Source organism: Pseudomonas sp. S2_A05 (assembly GCF_054668485.1).
The window spans coordinates 3970479-3986355 of record NZ_CP162775.1; the positions used below are offsets into that span (position 1 = coordinate 3970479).

General features: G+C 61.1%; 20 protein-coding genes. 7 read left to right on the forward strand and 13 right to left on the reverse strand.

Going from position 1 to position 15877, the window contains the following annotated elements; translation table 11 throughout:
- The first annotated feature begins 60 nt into the window (after positions 1 to 60).
- On the forward strand, positions 61 to 1944 hold the full coding sequence (locus AB4O12_RS18085) for a TonB-dependent receptor domain-containing protein (RefSeq protein ID WP_460059329.1): 1884 nt from the start codon (positions 61 to 63) through the stop codon (positions 1942 to 1944).
- Between the two features lie 136 nt (positions 1945 to 2080).
- On the opposite strand, the gene AB4O12_RS18090 is transcribed toward AB4O12_RS18085, so the two are convergent.
- The 12 genes from AB4O12_RS18090 to nrdR form a co-directional block, all read right to left on the reverse strand.
- Entirely contained in the window at positions 2081 to 2881 is an 801-nt protein-coding gene (locus tag AB4O12_RS18090; RefSeq protein ID WP_460059331.1) for a cobalamin-binding protein, read from the reverse strand.
- On the reverse strand, positions 2881 to 3300 hold the full coding sequence (locus AB4O12_RS18095; protein WP_460059333.1) for an MFS transporter: 420 nt from the start codon (positions 3298 to 3300) through the stop codon (positions 2881 to 2883). Before AB4O12_RS18095 ends, AB4O12_RS18090 begins: the two co-directional genes overlap by 1 nt.
- Complete coding sequence (gene ribA / locus AB4O12_RS18100) at positions 3297 to 3914, reverse strand: GTP cyclohydrolase II (RefSeq protein WP_041477692.1); 618 nt, start codon at positions 3912 to 3914, stop codon at positions 3297 to 3299. The genes AB4O12_RS18095 and ribA overlap by 4 nt, the downstream gene beginning before the upstream one ends.
- A 244-nt stretch (positions 3915 to 4158) precedes the next feature.
- The gene (locus AB4O12_RS18105) at positions 4159 to 4896 is read right to left on the reverse strand and encodes a substrate-binding periplasmic protein (protein WP_353188145.1); all 738 of its coding nucleotides are present in this window, start codon (positions 4894 to 4896) and stop codon (positions 4159 to 4161) included.
- Between the two features lie 25 nt (positions 4897 to 4921).
- Entirely contained in the window at positions 4922 to 5425 is a 504-nt protein-coding gene (locus AB4O12_RS18110) for a phosphatidylglycerophosphatase A family protein (protein WP_039761886.1), read from the reverse strand.
- Positions 5422 to 6387 (reverse strand): thiamine-phosphate kinase, encoded by a 966-nt coding sequence (thiL, locus tag AB4O12_RS18115; protein ID WP_460059336.1) that lies wholly within the window; start codon positions 6385 to 6387, stop codon positions 5422 to 5424. The genes AB4O12_RS18110 and thiL overlap by 4 nt, the downstream gene beginning before the upstream one ends.
- A 27-nt stretch (positions 6388 to 6414) precedes the next feature.
- On the reverse strand, positions 6415 to 6915 hold the full coding sequence (gene nusB / locus AB4O12_RS18120; protein WP_024014489.1) for a transcription antitermination factor NusB: 501 nt from the start codon (positions 6913 to 6915) through the stop codon (positions 6415 to 6417).
- Entirely contained in the window at positions 6912 to 7388 is a 477-nt protein-coding gene (ribH, locus tag AB4O12_RS18125) for a 6,7-dimethyl-8-ribityllumazine synthase (protein WP_003228649.1), read from the reverse strand. The genes nusB and ribH overlap by 4 nt, the downstream gene beginning before the upstream one ends.
- 90 nt (positions 7389 to 7478) lie before the next feature.
- Entirely contained in the window at positions 7479 to 8570 is a 1092-nt protein-coding gene (gene ribBA / locus AB4O12_RS18130; RefSeq protein WP_039761895.1) for a bifunctional 3,4-dihydroxy-2-butanone-4-phosphate synthase/GTP cyclohydrolase II, read from the reverse strand.
- 16 nt (positions 8571 to 8586) lie between these two features.
- Positions 8587 to 9252 (reverse strand): riboflavin synthase, encoded by a 666-nt coding sequence (locus tag AB4O12_RS18135; protein WP_460059339.1) that lies wholly within the window; start codon positions 9250 to 9252, stop codon positions 8587 to 8589.
- Positions 9253 to 9299: 47 nt separating this feature from the next.
- Positions 9300 to 10433: a bifunctional diaminohydroxyphosphoribosylaminopyrimidine deaminase/5-amino-6-(5-phosphoribosylamino)uracil reductase RibD gene (gene ribD, locus AB4O12_RS18140; protein WP_252876976.1), complete on the reverse strand. Its 1134-nt coding sequence runs from the start codon at positions 10431 to 10433 to the stop codon at positions 9300 to 9302.
- On the reverse strand, positions 10430 to 10894 hold the full coding sequence (gene nrdR / locus AB4O12_RS18145; RefSeq protein ID WP_007910946.1) for a transcriptional regulator NrdR: 465 nt from the start codon (positions 10892 to 10894) through the stop codon (positions 10430 to 10432). The genes ribD and nrdR overlap by 4 nt, the downstream gene beginning before the upstream one ends.
- Positions 10895 to 11022: 128 nt before the next feature.
- On the opposite strand from nrdR, the gene AB4O12_RS18150 reads away from it, so the two are divergent.
- The 3 genes from AB4O12_RS18150 to trxA all read left to right on the forward strand — a co-directional run bounded on the left by AB4O12_RS18150 (position 11023) and on the right by trxA (position 13191).
- Positions 11023 to 11487: a YbaY family lipoprotein gene (locus AB4O12_RS18150; protein ID WP_252878976.1), complete on the forward strand. Its 465-nt coding sequence runs from the start codon at positions 11023 to 11025 to the stop codon at positions 11485 to 11487.
- Positions 11484 to 12137, forward strand: coding sequence for a class I SAM-dependent methyltransferase (locus AB4O12_RS18155; protein ID WP_056790733.1), 654 nt, complete (start codon positions 11484 to 11486; stop codon positions 12135 to 12137). Before AB4O12_RS18150 ends, AB4O12_RS18155 begins: the two co-directional genes overlap by 4 nt.
- A 181-nt stretch (positions 12138 to 12318) precedes the next feature.
- Positions 12319 to 13191, forward strand: a complete 873-nt coding sequence (gene trxA, locus AB4O12_RS18160; RefSeq protein WP_460059343.1) for a thioredoxin — start codon at positions 12319 to 12321, stop codon at positions 13189 to 13191.
- A gap of 4 nt (positions 13192 to 13195) precedes the next feature.
- Here the strand turns inward: trxA and AB4O12_RS18165 are convergent, their stop codons facing one another.
- A complete protein-coding gene (locus AB4O12_RS18165) occupies positions 13196 to 13555 on the reverse strand; it encodes a hypothetical protein (RefSeq protein WP_076564305.1) in 360 nt (119 codons plus the stop codon).
- Positions 13556 to 13690: 135 nt separating this feature from the next.
- Here AB4O12_RS18165 and AB4O12_RS18170 point away from each other — a divergent pair, with 135 nt between their 5' ends.
- From AB4O12_RS18170 to AB4O12_RS18180, 3 genes are read left to right on the forward strand one after another with little or no spacing between them, the layout of a single operon-like run.
- Positions 13691 to 14272, forward strand: coding sequence for a PAAR domain-containing protein (locus AB4O12_RS18170; RefSeq protein WP_225930982.1), 582 nt, complete (start codon positions 13691 to 13693; stop codon positions 14270 to 14272).
- The gene (locus AB4O12_RS18175) at positions 14269 to 15216 is read left to right on the forward strand and encodes a CHAP domain-containing protein (RefSeq protein WP_056790741.1); all 948 of its coding nucleotides are present in this window, start codon (positions 14269 to 14271) and stop codon (positions 15214 to 15216) included. Before AB4O12_RS18170 ends, AB4O12_RS18175 begins: the two co-directional genes overlap by 4 nt.
- On the forward strand, positions 15213 to 15779 hold the full coding sequence (locus AB4O12_RS18180) for a hypothetical protein (protein WP_024014498.1): 567 nt from the start codon (positions 15213 to 15215) through the stop codon (positions 15777 to 15779). Before AB4O12_RS18175 ends, AB4O12_RS18180 begins: the two co-directional genes overlap by 4 nt.
- Positions 15780 to 15877 lie beyond the last annotated feature (98 nt).

Below are 15877 nucleotides of genomic sequence, written 5' to 3' on the forward strand. Positions count from 1 at the left end.
GCGAGCAGGCTCGCTCCCACATTTGATTTGTGTACACCTGAAACTCCCGTTGGACTGTCCATGAACCTCTCGCGCCTCGCCCTGCCCCTCCTCCTGCTGCCAACCGCCAGCGCCCTTGCCGATACATTCGAGCGCGATCAGGCGCTGAAGCTGCCGGACACGCTGATCAGCGCCAATCGTCAGGTCGAAGCGCGCAACGACAGCAGCGCCGCCAACACCGTGTTCACCCGCGAAGACATTGATCGCCTGCAACCAAGCGACGTGCCCGATCTGCTGCGTCGCGTGCCCGGCGTGCAAGTGGCGCAGACTGGCGGACGCGGCAGTCTGCCGGGGATCTACATTCGCGGCACGCAATCGGCGCAGAGCCTGGTGCTGGTCGATGGCCAGCGCATCGGCAATTCGACTTCCGGCGACAGCAATCTGCAACATCTGAACATCGAGCAGATCGAGCGCGTCGAAGTGCTGCGTGGTTCACGCTCGGTGATTTACGGCAGCGACGCGATTGGCGGGGTAATCCAGATCTTCACCCGACGCGGCACTGGGCAAGGCTTGCAGCCACGCCTGCATCTGGGCTTCGGCAGTCAGCAGACATGGGAACGCAGCCTCGGCTTGTCCGGCGGTGACGACAAAACCCGTTTCAACCTCGGCGCCAGCCTCGACGAAACGGCCGGGATCGACCGTACTCACGATTCGTATCCAAGCGACAGCGACCATGACGCCTATCGCAACAAATCCCTGAGCCTGAGCCTCAGCCACGCGTTGACCGAGGACATCGAAGTCGGCGCCAATCTGCTGGACAACCGTGGCAGGAGCGAATTCGACAATCCGTTCGGCCGCTTCGACATGGATACGTTCGAGTCGGTGCAACAGCAGCCGTACAGCGACTTCAATATCAGTAGCGTGAGCAGTTACGTCGATGCCCGGGTCAACGAAACCTGGAAAACCCGTGTCGAATTCGGCCACAGCGAAAACCGCGAGAAGACTTTCGACAAGCTCAGTGACGAGCGCACGGTGTTCAACACCTATCGCGACTCAGTGAACTGGCAGAACGACCTGACGCTCGACCCGCGCAACAGCCTGATCCTCGGTGGTGACTGGTACGAAGACCGGATCAACAGCAGCACTGCGTTCGACGAGGACAGCCGCTGGAATCGCGCAGCGTTCATCCAGCATCGCTATCAGGCCGACAGCTTCTCCACCGAGATCGGCGTGCGCCACGACGACAACCAGCAGTTCGGCAGCCAGAACACTTGGAGCGGTACTTTCACCCTGCCGCTCAATCCGGATAACGACGTGCTGCTGAGCTACAGCGAAGGGTTCCGTGCGCCGACCTTCAACGACCTGTACTACCCGGATTTCAGCAATCCCGACCTGAAACCGGAAACCTCGAAAAGCTACGAGCTGCAATGGCGCAGCCAATTGAGCGACAGCGCGCGGCTGGAGGCCTCGATTTACCGCACCGATCTGCAAGACGCGATCATCTTCGGTAGCAACTCACGCCCGCAGAACGTTGCGTCAGCGCGCATCAACGGTTTTGAAGCAGCGCTGAAGCAGGAGCTGTTTGGCTGGCAGAGCAATCTCGGCGTGGCAATCATTGACCCGCGAGATCGCGATACCGGGCATACGCTGGCGCGACGGGCGCGGCGCACGGCCAGTTGGGATCTGGATCGGCAGTTCGATCGCTTGGGTGTGGGCGCCAGCTGGCAATTGGTCAGTGGCAGTTACGACGACTTGAACAACACCCAGTCGCTGGGCGGCTACGGCACGCTCGGGCTGCGCAGCAGTTGGGCGCTTACTCGTGAGATCAAGCTGGATCTGAAGGTGGATAACCTGCTGGACAAGGGTTACAGCCGGGCGAACTACAGCTATGACGGCGCGCAGTATGGCTATCGCGAAGAAGGTCGGGCGTGGATGTTCGGGGTGACCTGGACCCCTGAACTCTGAGCTGAGATTTTTTTGGCGGGCTGGCCTCTTCGCGAGCAGGCTCGCTCCCACAGTTGACGGAGTGCGGCCACACCTTTTGTTTTCACCGCAAGTCCAGTGTGGGAGCGAGCCTGCTCGCGAATACAGGCGATACGATCTACCGATCCGGCGCGATCAATTGGCAAAGCTTGGCAGTCGCGCTGATCATCTGCCCGCTCGGTCGCTCAAGGCCTTTGTCAGTGACCAATAGCAGTCTCCCCTGCCTGACCGCCGCCACCTGCGGCCAGGCCTTCCACGCCCCTAGCTGCGCCTGATCACCTGCGACAATCACTTCGGGATCACGCTGCAATACCGCCTCGATACTCACCTGTGGTGCCGGCAGATTCAGCTCGGCGAAGATATTGCGCGCGCCGCACACCTCAAGCGCATCGCTGATGATCTGCCCGCCACCGATGGTGTACAGCGGCTTGTCCCAGACCTGATAAAACACCCGCAGCGGCACATCACGACGATAACGCTGGCGCAGATCATTCAGCTGCTCGCGCAATTCGGCCGCTCGTTTCGCCCCACGCTCAGGGCGCCCGAGCTGTTCGGCAATGGCTTCGATCTGCGTCGCCAGTTGCGTCAACGTGTGCGGCTCGGCGACGAAGGTCGGAATGTTCAGGCGCCTGAGCTGATCACGCTGCCCGGCGCCGACGCTGCCGGGCCAGAGCAGCAGCAAATCCGGTTTCAGGCTGAGCAAGCGCTCCATGTCGAGCTGACCGTAGCGCCCCACAGACGCAACATCGGCGATTGCCGGCGGCCGCTCGCCCGCATCCAGCACGCCGACCAACAGGTCGGCAGAGTCCAGCTCAACGACGATTTCGGAAAGCGACGGCGCGAGGCTGACAACCCGCAATGCGGCCGGAACCTGACTGCTCAGGGCGAGCAGCACAACCGCCAGCCACAGGCGAGGCATCAACCGAGTTGACGCGGAATACGGTAGAGGTAGAACAGCACGGCGGTGGACAGCGCCAGCAGCATCAACGGCACGGCTTCGAGGCCGACGAACACCGCCAGTGCGCCAATCCACGCCGGCAAAGACGCCACCAGCAACGCTGCACGCCGACGCGCCGCAAGGGCAATCCAGGCGGCGGGTTCTTCGGCGGTATCGAGGGCTTTTTGCGTGGCGATCAACGCGTGTTTGTAGCGGGCGAAATACTTCAGGCTGACAAACATCGAGGCGACGCCGGCGATGAACAAGGGCATTGCCAGCACTGGCAACAGGCCCTGGCCTTCACCGAACAGCGCGTTGAGCACAAACAGCGGCAACAGCGCCAGCGCCAGGTATTGCCACCAGGCCACCGCCAACCGCCGCCGCACCTGGCCGCGGGTCACGCGCGGTCGGCCTCGCCCTGATGCTCGTTGCCCATCATGTGGTCGAGCTTGCTGGCCTTGGTCGCCAGGTAGAGTTTGTTGTGCGGATTGTGCCCGGTGTGCAGCGGCACGCGTTCGGCGACGACGATGCCCATGTCGGTCAGCGCTTTGACCTTGCGCGGGTTGTTGGTCATCAGACGCAGGGATTTCACGCCCAGGTGTTCGAGCATCGGCAGGCACATGGCGTAGTCGCGCTGATCGGCGGCAAAGCCCAGACGCTCGTTGGCTTCCACGGTGTCAGCGCCGCCGTCCTGCAACTCGTAGGCACGGATCTTGTTCAGCAGCCCGATGCCGCGCCCTTCCTGACGCAGATACAGCAGCACGCCACGGCCTTCGCGGGCGATCGCCTGCAGCGCGGCTTCCAGTTGCGAGCCGCAGTCACAACGCTGGCTGAACAAGGCATCGCCGGTCAGGCATTCGGAATGCAGGCGACCGAGTACCGGGGCGCCATCGGCAATTTCACCGAGGCTCAGCACGACGTGCTCACGCCCGGTGCTCTCATCGAGAAAGCCGTGCATGGTGAATTGCGCAAAAGGCGTTGGCAGCTTGGAAGCGGCGACGAAGACGACAGGCACCGATGTGCTCCTGATCTAGAAGACTGAAAATTCGCAGGCCGGCATTGTAACAGCAGGTTCCTGTAGACGCTTAGGCTGAATTATCGGGCATAAACATCAAAAAGTTTGATGACAGCTGCCGCCAGCACCGCCGCTCCCTGTAGGAGCTGTCGAGTGCAACGAGGCTGCGATCTTTTGATCTGGCTTGATATCAAGATCAAAAGATCGCAGCGTGCCGCAGCTCCTACAGAGATCTGAGTCGGCTTCAGTTCGGGTTGAACGGATACGGCTGCTGCCACTTTTCGAAGACCGGCTTCAACTCTCCGCTCTTGACCAGTTCCACCATGCGCCGGTCATACAGCGCCATTAAGGCGCGAGCCTGTGGGGTATCGGCGAAACCGAGAAACAGCGGCAACTCAGCCAGATGCGAATAGCGGTACTGCGCGGGATCCGCGGCATCGCGCACGACCGCTTCAATTTCGGTCAGCGCATCGATGTAGTAATCCGCCCGCCCCTGCTTGAGCATCAGCAGAATGCCGGTGCGCCGTTCGATCTGGTTGAAGCGCTGAATGTTCGGCAAGTAGTTTTCGTAACGGTAGCCGCGCACCCAGGCCAAACGGTATCTGCCCAGGGTCGCCAGGGTCGGCGGCGGGCTGCTGGCCAGGCCCAGCGCGTAGATGTGATCAGAATCGAACTTCCACTGCGGGTACAGCACCTGCGTGGCTTCGTCGCGGTAGGAGCCGACCAGCGCGTCGACTTCCTTCAACTGCACCAGCCCGATCGAACGGGTGTACGGCACCGTGCGGATATCCAGCTTGACCCCGGCCGGCTCGAACACTTTGCGCAACACGTCCCAGGCCAGACCGTGACCATCGGCGGCGGTGTAATCCTCCCAGTCTTCGCTGGCCAGGTGGATGACCGCAGGCACAGGCGCGGCGGCCTGCGCGTGGGCGAACGTGCCCAGCAGAGCCAGAAGCAGCAGCGCCAACCCGCGTCGCAGCATTGCGTGGTTCCTCACGTGAGTCGAATCAGGCGAATACCCATACCAGCCCTTGCATCGCCAGCCAGGCGAACACACCGGCCAGCACGTCGTCGAGCATGATGCCGACGCCGCCATGCACATGCTTGTCGATCCAGCGGATCGGCCACGGCTTAAGAATATCGAAGAAGCGGAACACCAGAAAACCCGCGAGCAACCAGTACCAGCCTTCCGGCACCAGCCACAGGGTGATCCACATGCCGACCATTTCGTCCCAGACGATGCCTTCGTGGTCGTGAACGCGCAAATCGTCAGCGACTTTGCCGCACAGCCAGAAGCCGAACAGCATGGTGATGCCAAGCATCAGCCAGTAGCCCCAGTCGGGCAGCATCTGCCACAGCGGAATGAACGGCAGCGCCACCAGCGAGCCCCACGTGCCCGGCGCTTTTGGCAAGGTGCCGGAGCCGAAGCCGAACGCGAGGAAATGCCACGGATTGCGCCAGACCGAAGGAGGCACGAATTCGGCAGGAACCTGTTTCGGGTGATCTGTCACGGTGTCTCCTGAAAATGTTGGTAGCCGCGAATCTGCGGAGTGATGTCGTGTCGGTCGCGGTCCAGCAGCACCACGCCCTGGCCCGGCAGCACTCGCCCGATCACATGGATCGGCCAGCCGTCGGCCAGCAGTGCCGGCAACTCGGCGGACGGCAAGGTGAAGGCCAGTACGTAATCATCACCACCGCTCAATGCCGCGCGCTCGGCACCGCGCTGGCCGAGAAACGCGACTAAAGCATCCGACAACGGTACACGCTCGCGTTCAATCTCAAGTCGCACCTTCGACGCCAGCGCGATATGCCCGCAATCGGCGAGCAGGCCGTCGGAGATGTCCAGTGCCGCCGTGGCCTTGCCGCGCAGGGCCTGACCGAGCGCCAGTTGCGGTTGTGGCGACCAGTAATGCTCGAGCAGCGGCTGGGCGATATGCGCTTCGGCATCACGTTGACCCAATACCAGCGGCAAGGCGCCGGCCGCATTGCCCAGTTCGCCGCCGACGCAGAGCAGATCACCGGCCTGCGCACCGCTGCGGGTCAAGGCCTGGCCAGCGGGTACACGGCCGAACACGGTGACCGTCAGGCTCAACGGCCCGCGCGTGGTGTCACCGCCGACCAAGGCCACGCCGCAGCTTTGCGCCATGCGGTTCAAACCAAGGGCATAGGCTTGCAGCCAATCGGCGGTTACCGTCGGTAAGGTCAGGGCAAGGGTGAAGGCAACGGGCGCGGCGCCCATGGCGGCCAGGTCACTGACCGCGACGGCCAGCGAGCGCTGACCGAGCAGAAACGGATCGCAGGGGTCGGCGAAATGCACACCGGCCACCAGCGTATCGGTGGAAACCGCCAGCTGTTCCCCAGCGGGAACCGCCAGCAAGGCGCAGTCGTCGCCGATCCCCAGAGCAACGCCTTCGCCGCCCTGCGCACAAGGCGCGGCGGCGAAGAAATTGCGGATCAGCTCAAACTCGCCCATGGCCGAGAAAAAGTATTCAAGCGCCGATCAGCGCTTGAACGCCTTCACTTCAGCTTCACGCAGGCGCGGGGCCAGCTTGTCGAGCACACCGTTGACGAACTTGTGGCCGTCGGTCGAACCGAACACCTTGGCCAGTTCGATACCTTCGTTGATCACAACGCGGTACGGCACGTCGACGCGCTTGAGCAGTTCCCAGGTCGACAGGCGCAGTACCGCCAGTTCAACCGGGTCCAGCTCTTCGATCGCCAGATCCAGGCACGGCGTCAGGGCGGTGTCGATTTCGGTCTTGAACTGCGGAACCCCGTGAAGGATTTCACGGAAGTAGGCACCGTCAACATCGGTGAAATCGTTATCAACGCGAAACTGCGCTTCGATCTCGTTCAGCGATTGCCGGGCCATGTGCCACTGGTACAGCGCCTGGGTCGCGAGCTGACGGGCTTCGCGACGCTTGGCGCTTTTCGACGGCTTGCCGGCATCCGCAGGTTTCGGATCGCGCGGGTTGAAACGATCGCTTTCGTCGCTAATCACTTGGCCTCCAACTGTGCCAGCAGGCTGACCATTTCCAGAGCGGACAGGGCAGCTTCGGCACCTTTGTTACCGGCCTTGGTGCCGGAACGTTCGATGGCTTGTTCGATGGAATCAACGGTCAGCACACCGAACGCAACCGGTACGCCGAATTCCATGGAGACCTGGGCCAGGCCTTTGGTGCACTCGCCAGCCACGTATTCGAAGTGCGGAGTACCGCCACGAATGACCGCGCCAAGGGCGATGATCGCTGCGAACTCGCCTTTCTGGGCGACTTTCTGCGCAACCAGCGGGATTTCGAAGGCGCCCGGCGCGCGGATGATGGTGATGTCGCTTTCGCTCACGCCGTGGCGAACCAGGGCATCAACGGCACCGCTGACCAGGCTTTCAACCACGAAGCTGTTGAAGCGGCCCACTACCAGAGCGTAGCGGCCTTTAGGGGCGATGAAGGTACCTTCGATGGTCTTCAGGGTCATTCGTCAGTTCTCTTAAAGAGCCGGGACGCGTCTGCTACGCGCCCCTCAGTGATTATTTGCCGCGAATCGGAGTCCGGAAACAGCCGGTCATTATTCGGAGGGCACGTATTCTACAACTTCCAGATCGAAACCGGATATCGCATTGAACTTCATTGGTGCCGACATCAAGCGCATTTTGCGCACGCCGAGGTCACGCAGGATCTGCGAACCGGCACCGACAATGCTGTAAGTGGTCGGTTTTTTCGGCGCTGCCTGCTCGCCGGTTTCACGGATATGCGCCAGCAGCACGTCACCATCAAGCGGGTGACCGAGCAGCAGCACCACACCGCTGCCGGCCTCGGCGACCGCAGCCATGGCGGCGCGCAGGCTCCAGCGGCCCGGTTGCTTGACCATCAGCAGATCGCGCAGCGGATCCATGTTGTGCACGCGAACCAGCGTCGGCTCCTCAGCGCAGACAGTGCCCAGCGTCAGGGCCATGTGCACGTCGCCTTCCACCGAATCACGATAGGTCACCAGGTTGAATTGGCCCAGTTCGCTGTCCAGCGGCTGCTCGGCAATCCGCTGAACGGTACGTTCGTGGATCATCCGGTAGTGAATCAGGTCGGCGATGGTGCCGATCTTGATGTTGTGTTCGGCGGCGAATGCTTCGAGTTCAGCGCGACGGGACATGGTGCCGTCGTCGTTCATCACTTCGCAGATCACCCCGCTCGGCTCGAAACCGGCCATGCGCGCCAGGTCGCAAGCGGCTTCGGTGTGGCCGGCGCGAGCGAGGGTGCCGCCGGCCTGGGCCATCAGCGGGAAAATGTGGCCCGGGCTGACGATGTCTTCAGCCTTGGCGTCTTTGGCGGCTGCCGCTTGCACAGTGCGCGCGCGATCGGCGGCGGAGATGCCGGTGGTCACGCCTTCGGCAGCTTCGATCGAAACGGTGAACTTGGTGCCGAAACCGGAACCGTTGCGCGGCGCCATCAGCGGCAGCTTCAACAGTTCGCAGCGCTCGCGGCTCATCGGCATGCAGATCAGGCCACGGGCGTGCTTGGCCATGAAGTTGATGTGTTCGGCCTGGCAGCATTCGGCGGCCATGATCAGGTCGCCTTCGTTCTCGCGGTCTTCGTCATCCATGAGGATGACCATCTTGCCTTGGCGGATGTCTTCAACCAGTTCTTCGATGCTATTGAGCGCCACAAGGCACCCCCTTCAGTCAGGATTTGAGGTAGCCGTTTTGGGCCAGAAAGCTTTCGGTGATGGTGCTGCCGGCGGTCTTTTCCGCAGCCTTGTCACCCAGCAGCAGACGCTCCAGATAACGCGCCAGCAAGTCGACCTCCAGGTTCACCCGGCGGCCCGGCTTGTAAGAAGCCATGATGGTTTCGCTGAGGGTGTGCGGAATGATCGTCAGCATGAATTCGGCGCCATCGACTTCGTTCACGGTCAGGCTGGTACCGTCGACGGTGATCGAGCCTTTATGGGCGATGTACTTGGCCAGCTCTTTCGGCGCACGGATGCGAAATTCCACGGCGCGGGCGTTGTCGCTGCGCGAGACCACTTCGCCGACACCATCGACGTGACCGCTGACCAGATGCCCGCCGAGGCGAGTGGTCGGGGTCAGGGCTTTTTCCAGATTGACCGGGCTGCCGCTTTTCAGGTCATTCATGGCGGTGCAATCAAGGGTTTCGCGGCTGACGTCGGCGGCAAAGCCGTCGCCCGGCAACTCGACGGCGGTCAGGCAAACGCCGTTGACCGCGATGCTGTCGCCGAGTTTGACGTCACTCAGATCGAGCTTGCCGGTTGCGACGTGCACCCGCAAATCACCGCCCTTTGGGGTCAGTGCGCGGATACTGCCGATGGATTCGATGATGCCGGTGAACATGGGGTTCTCCTTGAGAACGAGGCCAGCGCTAACGCAATGGCCGGGAATTATACGCGGGCTGAAGGGACAGGGATCGCAGTGACTCGCCAGTCATCGCCCACCGCGCGGATTTCAGTGATTTTCAGTTCCGGCGCTTCTTTCATCTGCGCCAGCGGCCAGTCGAGCAGCGGACGCGCCGTGGAGCCGAGGAATTTGCCGGCAATGAAGATCACGAATTCGTCGACCAGACCCAATTGCGCAAAGGCACCGGCCAGACGCGGCCCGGCCTCGACCAGCACCTCGTTGGTGCCTCGATTGGCCAGTTCGATAAGCAATTGATGCAGATCGACCTGGCCGTCGGCACCCGGCACGATCAGGCATTCCGGGCCATTGGCATATTGCTCTTCCACCGCGACACAAGTGGCGACCAGTGCCGGCCCGGCCTTGAAGAACGGCGCATCCAGCGGCACTCGCAGGCGGCCATCGATCAACACCCGCAATGGTGGACGACTCATGGCCAGCGCGGTTTGCTCGCTGTCGAGACCGAGTTCGTCCGCGCGCACGGTCAAGCGTGCGCCGTCAGCCAGCACCGTATCGGCGCCGGTCAGCACCACCGCCGCCTCAGCGCGCAAACGCTGCACCGCCGAACGCGCCGCCGGGCCGGTGATCCATTGGCTCTCGCCGCTTTCCATCGCTGTGCGACCGTCGAGGCTCATGGCCAGCTTGACCCGCACGAATGGCAAGCCATGCTCCATGCGTTTCAGAAAACCTTGATTGAGCTTGCGTGCTTCTGCTTCCAGCACCCCGCTTTCAGTGGCGATACCGGCCTCGGCCAAGCGCTGCAAACCGCGCCCGGCGACCTGCGGATTGGGATCACGCATCGCCGCGACGACCCGGGCAACGCCAGCGGTCACCAAGGCATCGGCACACGGCGGCGTGCGCCCGTGGTGGCTGCAAGGTTCGAGGGTCACGTACGCCGTGGCGCCCCGGGCCTGCTCGCCGGCGGCGCGCAGGGCGTGGACTTCGGCATGGGGTTCGCCGGCGCGCTCATGCCAGCCTTCGCCGACAATCTGGCCGTCACGCACCACCACGCAACCGACCCGCGGATTGGGATGGGTGGTGTAGTGGCCTTTGCGCGCCAGTTCCAGCGCGCGGGCCATGAAATGCGCGTCGAGGATCGCCTGCTCGGCGGCGGTGGTCATTCTTTCACCGGTTCGCGGGCGAGGCGGTCGATCTCTTCGCGGAATTCATTGAGGTCCTGGAAGCGCTTGTACACCGAAGCGAAGCGGATGTAGGCGACTTCATCAAGCTTTTGCAGCTCGGCCATGACCAGTTCGCCGACCACGAGGGACTTGACCTCGCGCTCGCCGGTGGCGCGCAGCTTGTGCTTGATGTGGACCAGAGAGGATTCGAGGCGCTCGACGCTGACCGGACGTTTCTCCAGCGCGCGTTGCATGCCGGCGCGGAGTTTTTCTTCGTCGAACGGTTGGCGGCTGCCGTCGGTTTTGATCAGGCGCGGCAACACCAGTTCGGCCGTCTCGAACGTCGTGAAACGTTCGCCGCAGGCCAGGCATTCACGCCGGCGGCGCACCTGTTCGCCCTCGGCGACCAGACGCGAGTCGATGACCTTGGTGTCGTTGGCACCGCAGAAGGGACAGTGCATGGTGGCTGGCAACAAAAAATGGGAGGGCCATGGTAGCGCATCCCCGTGGCAAGACAAGCCATAGGCTTTGCGGTATACAGAACGGCATGATCGTCTGATCCATGGAATTCATTCTGCCGGAGCCTCCAATGCCGTTACGTCCGCTCATTCTGCTCAGTCTTTTCAGCCTGCTGGTGGCCTGTGGCAGCGACGCACCCAAGCCGCAACCGCCGACCCCAGGCCCCGCGCCGCAGCAGGCGCAGAAAAAAGCCAAAGAGGCTGCCGAACTCGGCCCGCTGCCGGCGCATCAGCGCGAATTGAGCGGCAGCCTGCAAGGGGTGCCGGCCGGCGCCGAAGTCGAACTGGCGCTCCTGGTGATCGATGAAAAGGACCGCCCACAGCAACTGCTCGCCAGTTCCAGCCTGATCGGCAACAACCAGATCCTGCCGTTTCACCTGCGGTTCAACCCCGAGGCGTTTCCGGCCGGCGCACGGGTCGAGCTGCGCGGGCGCGCCAGCCAGTCCGGGCAACTGATCCTGCATCTACCGTCGCAGACCATCACCCAACCGACCACTCAGGCGTTGGGCCAGCTGCAATTCGTCAAAGCGCCATGACAGCACCGCTCGACCTGCAACAGGCCTTGGGGGAGTTGCTCGGCGACGCCAGACTGAAAGCCTGCGCGTTGCCGGGCACCGATTTGCAGCTGTGGTTGATCGACGGCGACAACATGGCCCGCGAATTCAGCCAGGAAGAAACCCAGCGCATCCTGCATGAACCGCCCTATTGGAGTTTTTGCTGGGCCAGCGGCTTGGCCGTGGCGCGTTATCTGGCACAGTTTCCAGAGTGGGTGCGCGGCAAGCGCGTGCTGGATTTCGGCGCTGGTTCCGGGATTGCCGGGATCGCGGCGGTGAAGGCCGGGGCGCTGGAAGTGGTGGCGTGCGATCTCGATCCGTTGGCGATCGCCGCTTGCCGGGCAAATGCCGAGCTCAATGCTGTGCAGATGAGCTACTCGACGGATTTCTTTGCTGAAGCCGATCGCTTCGATCTGATCCTGGTCGCCGACGTGTTGTACGACCGGGCGAACTTGCCGCTGCTCGACGCGTTTCTCAGTCGCGGACGCGAGGCGCTGGTGGCGGATTCACGGGTGCGGGATTTTCGGCATCCGTTGTATGAACGGATCGAGATGCTGGAGGCGATGACCCTCCCCGATCTGGCGGAGCCCGAAGAATTCAGACATGTCAGCCTCTACCATGCACGGCGCTAGCTAAAGCTTCGCGAGCAGGCTCGCTCCCACACTGGATCTGTGTCGTTCATAAATCCCCTGTGGGAGCGAGCCTGCTCGCGAAGGCGTCCGCCCATGCAACACACCTCTCGACCCGCCCCGCTTCCGGCCACCCCCCACCAAGCCTTATAGTTGCCCCATCCACGCTTTGACGAGATCCCCCATGAGTGAGCAAACGCCGTATATCTTCGACGCCACGACTGCCGATTTCGACCAGTCGGTGATCGAAGCCTCCTTCAACAAACCAGTGCTGGTGGATTTCTGGGCCGAATGGTGTGCGCCGTGCAAGGCGTTGATGCCGATGCTGCAAGGCATTGCCGAGAGCTATCAGGGCGAGTTGCTGCTGGCCAAGGTCAACTGCGACATCGAGCAGGACATCGTCGCCCGCTTCGGCATTCGCAGCCTGCCGACCGTGGTGCTGTTCAAGGATGGTCAGCCGGTCGATGGCTTTGCCGGGGCACAACCGGAATCCGCCGTGCGCGCCCTGCTCGAACCGCATGTGCAGATGCCGCCACCGGCCGCTGCCGACCCGTTCGAACAGGCCCAAGCGATGTTCGACGAAGGTCACTTCGCCGAGGCGGAAGCGGTGCTGGTGACCATTCTCAATGAAGACAATACCAACGCCAAAGCGCTGATCCTTTACGCACGCTGCCTGACCGAACGCGGCGAACTGGGCGAAGCGCAAACCGTGCTCGACGCGGTCAAGAGCGATGAGCACAAAGCCGCACTGGCCGGCGCCAAAGCGCAGATCCAGTTCTTCGGCCTCGCCCGCGATCTGCCGGACGCCGCCGACCTGAAGAGCCGCCTGGCGCAAAATCCGCAGGATGATGAAGCGGTGTACCAACTGGCGATCCAGCAACTGGCGCGCCAGCAATACGAAGCAGCGCTGGACGCCTTGCTGAAGCTATTCATCCGCAACCGCAGCTACGGCGAAGGCTTGCCGCACAAGACCTTGCTGCAGGTGTTCGAACTGCTGGGCAATGATCATCCGTTGGTGACGGCTTACCGTCGCAAAGTGTTTGCGGCGCTGTATTAAGGCCTTACCCGATCCAGCTATAGAGCGGCGTATCCCCGCCGCTCGCCACTTTCACATCGGAACTGTGGCGCAAGCGCACGAGCAAACGCTTGCCCGCTGCCGCACTGCCGGTCAGCGCTTCCAGTTGATCGAGCAGATCCGGCCCGCTAAGTTGCCCGGCGTTGCGCAACAAGTCTTTGGCCACCTGCCACAGCGCATCATCCTGATTCACCGGCTTCGCCGCCGGGGCCGACGCCACTGCCTCGGACTGCGCGACCGGCGCCTGCCCGCTCAGCGCCGAACCCAGCCTGGCCCAATCGCTGTCATCCAGCTCCACCGTCAAATCCACCGGCACCTCGCCGACCGTTCCGCGTATCCGCAACATCGAGTTCGCTCCTGCACTTTTCTGACCTGCATGCTCCCACGGGACTTGTGCAACGCCAAGTAAAGGGCGCCAAACACATCTGGTAATTCCCGGTTGATCGGCTAAATTAATCTCTTTTTGCGGGAAGGATTCCCAATGTCTTCAGGACGAAAACTGGCCTCTAAAGGAGGCCCGACCTCTACAGGTGGCGTGATACTTGAAGGAAATGAGAACCTCAATATCGAAGGAAGAATAATCGCTTCCATTGGACAACTCGCCAGTTGTCCGGTCTGTGGGCCTGGCAAAGGCCCCATCGTAGCAGTGGGTGAAAGAACGCTGATTTTACCTGCCGGACCAGCTGCGCTAGAGGGTGACTACGTCGCCTGCGGTTGTCCGCCCATGACCAATAAGCTGCTCACTCAGCAACACAGTGGTTTCGCAGGAATTGGCCGGCCCGCTCCAATTGACATGGGGCCACCGATTGCTGCCCTGACCTCTTATCGCTACTTGCAGGTCATCATCGAACGCCTTGATGACACGGAAAAGCCAGGTTTGGCTTACAAACTCAAGGACAAGGCGAAGGTTGCCGTTTTACAAGACAGCACTTGCAACCTCACAGGCGAAGGCTGCGAACACCCGGTAAAAAACGCTTCGGATTACGACACCCTGTTGGTAGGGGAAGATTCCGAATGGACTTTCTATGCCTATGAAGAGCCCCTGACACAGGATTTGTCATGAAATCGGAAATCAAACTCATCTTTAAAGACTTTCTGATGCAGCCACCGCCAGGCGTAAAATTTCAGCTGCTTATCGACGGTCAGGTCGTAGATGACAACATCGTTCAAAACGATGACAGGCCTCGCATTTATTCATTGATATCCAAAAACGGCCAGATCGCTATAACGCTCGCGGGCAAGGAACTACCGTCGATCAAAACCCGAGACACCCACGAAGTGACGGTTCAGATTGTGGGGAACTCCGGTACAAAAAAAGGTATGCACACTGCTACGTTGAATCCAGGGAAGTCTCTTTCGATCGTAGCGATATCACCGTGGGTAAAAGTCCCGCTAACGACCAGCGGCGCTGTCTCGAACGACGCGTTCTACGAAGTCGAATATGGTGTGAAACGTACAAATGAAACCCGAACGGTGAAAGTCGTCATTCAGGACATGCCGCGCAGGATACTGATGGAGGCGCTGTCACACCGGGGATCAACACAGTGGGCAGGGAATAAAAGCAAAAAGTCGCTGCCACACCCTACTCTAAGGCAGAGCGTGGAATTTCCACCAAACACAAATAAATGCAATCTGTTCGTCTACGACGTGCTGACCGCAATTGGGGTCAACGTGGCGTTGATTGAACATGGCAAATCGAAATACCTGCCATATTTCTCCAAGGTTAGTCCTCCGCTCGCGGGTGAATGGGCGAATGGACAACGATTGCTCAACAGCTGGAAAGTCGAGCGCACGCCGTTGCCCGGGGACGTCGGCGCTTACGCAATGAATTATTCCGACGCCAGCGGCCATGTCGGCTTCGTTCTAACGAAGGGCGTATGCATTTCTGCAGGGTGGGAAAAAGTTGAAGTTAACGACGCAGGTTTTCGCCATGCGACCGGTAATGCAAATCCCAGCGACCATGACTTCACTATTTTCCGACGCTACAAACACAGCACGCCACAATGAAACGCCCTTATTCGCTCCTCCTCATAATTCCGTTTTTGCTCATCGTGGCATGGCGCATCTGGTTGCCTGCCGATCTTTCGGCTTGTCCCGCTGACGGGGAAACTGCAGGTCCACTGACCCTTGTTATTCGTGATTACTTTGAGCGCAATAGCCGAACCGACTGGCGAGACATGGATGATCGCTTCGACATACTTTCAACCCCCGAAGGCCAGAGCATAGCGAGTCAACCGAATTCACACACTTGCGAAGCATTGCGGGTACTGCAGAGTCCGGCGTTCAGTCAGAGTGAAAAAATCTTCACCATGGCACTTATGTTCAGACTGCCAATCGACCAGTACATGGCCCTGATGGATCGCAGTCATCAACTCTACACGCAGGGCAAAATGGATAAGGAGGTGCTGACTCTGGTGGTATTTCCGCGCGGAACAGCCATCAACTACTGGTGGCTTCCGGCTTGGCGACAGCGTTTCAGTCGCGATGCCCCGAGCGTGCTCGACGCAAATCTGATCAACGATGTTCTTTCGGGACACTATTGGTTCGACTATCCCGGCGCAGGCTTCTGATTCTGCAAGCATGACATCCAATCCCAGCACCGCCCGCGAACTCATCCCGGGCGGTGCTTAGCCATGTCTTGCGCAATCCCAAGCGCACGGGCACACTT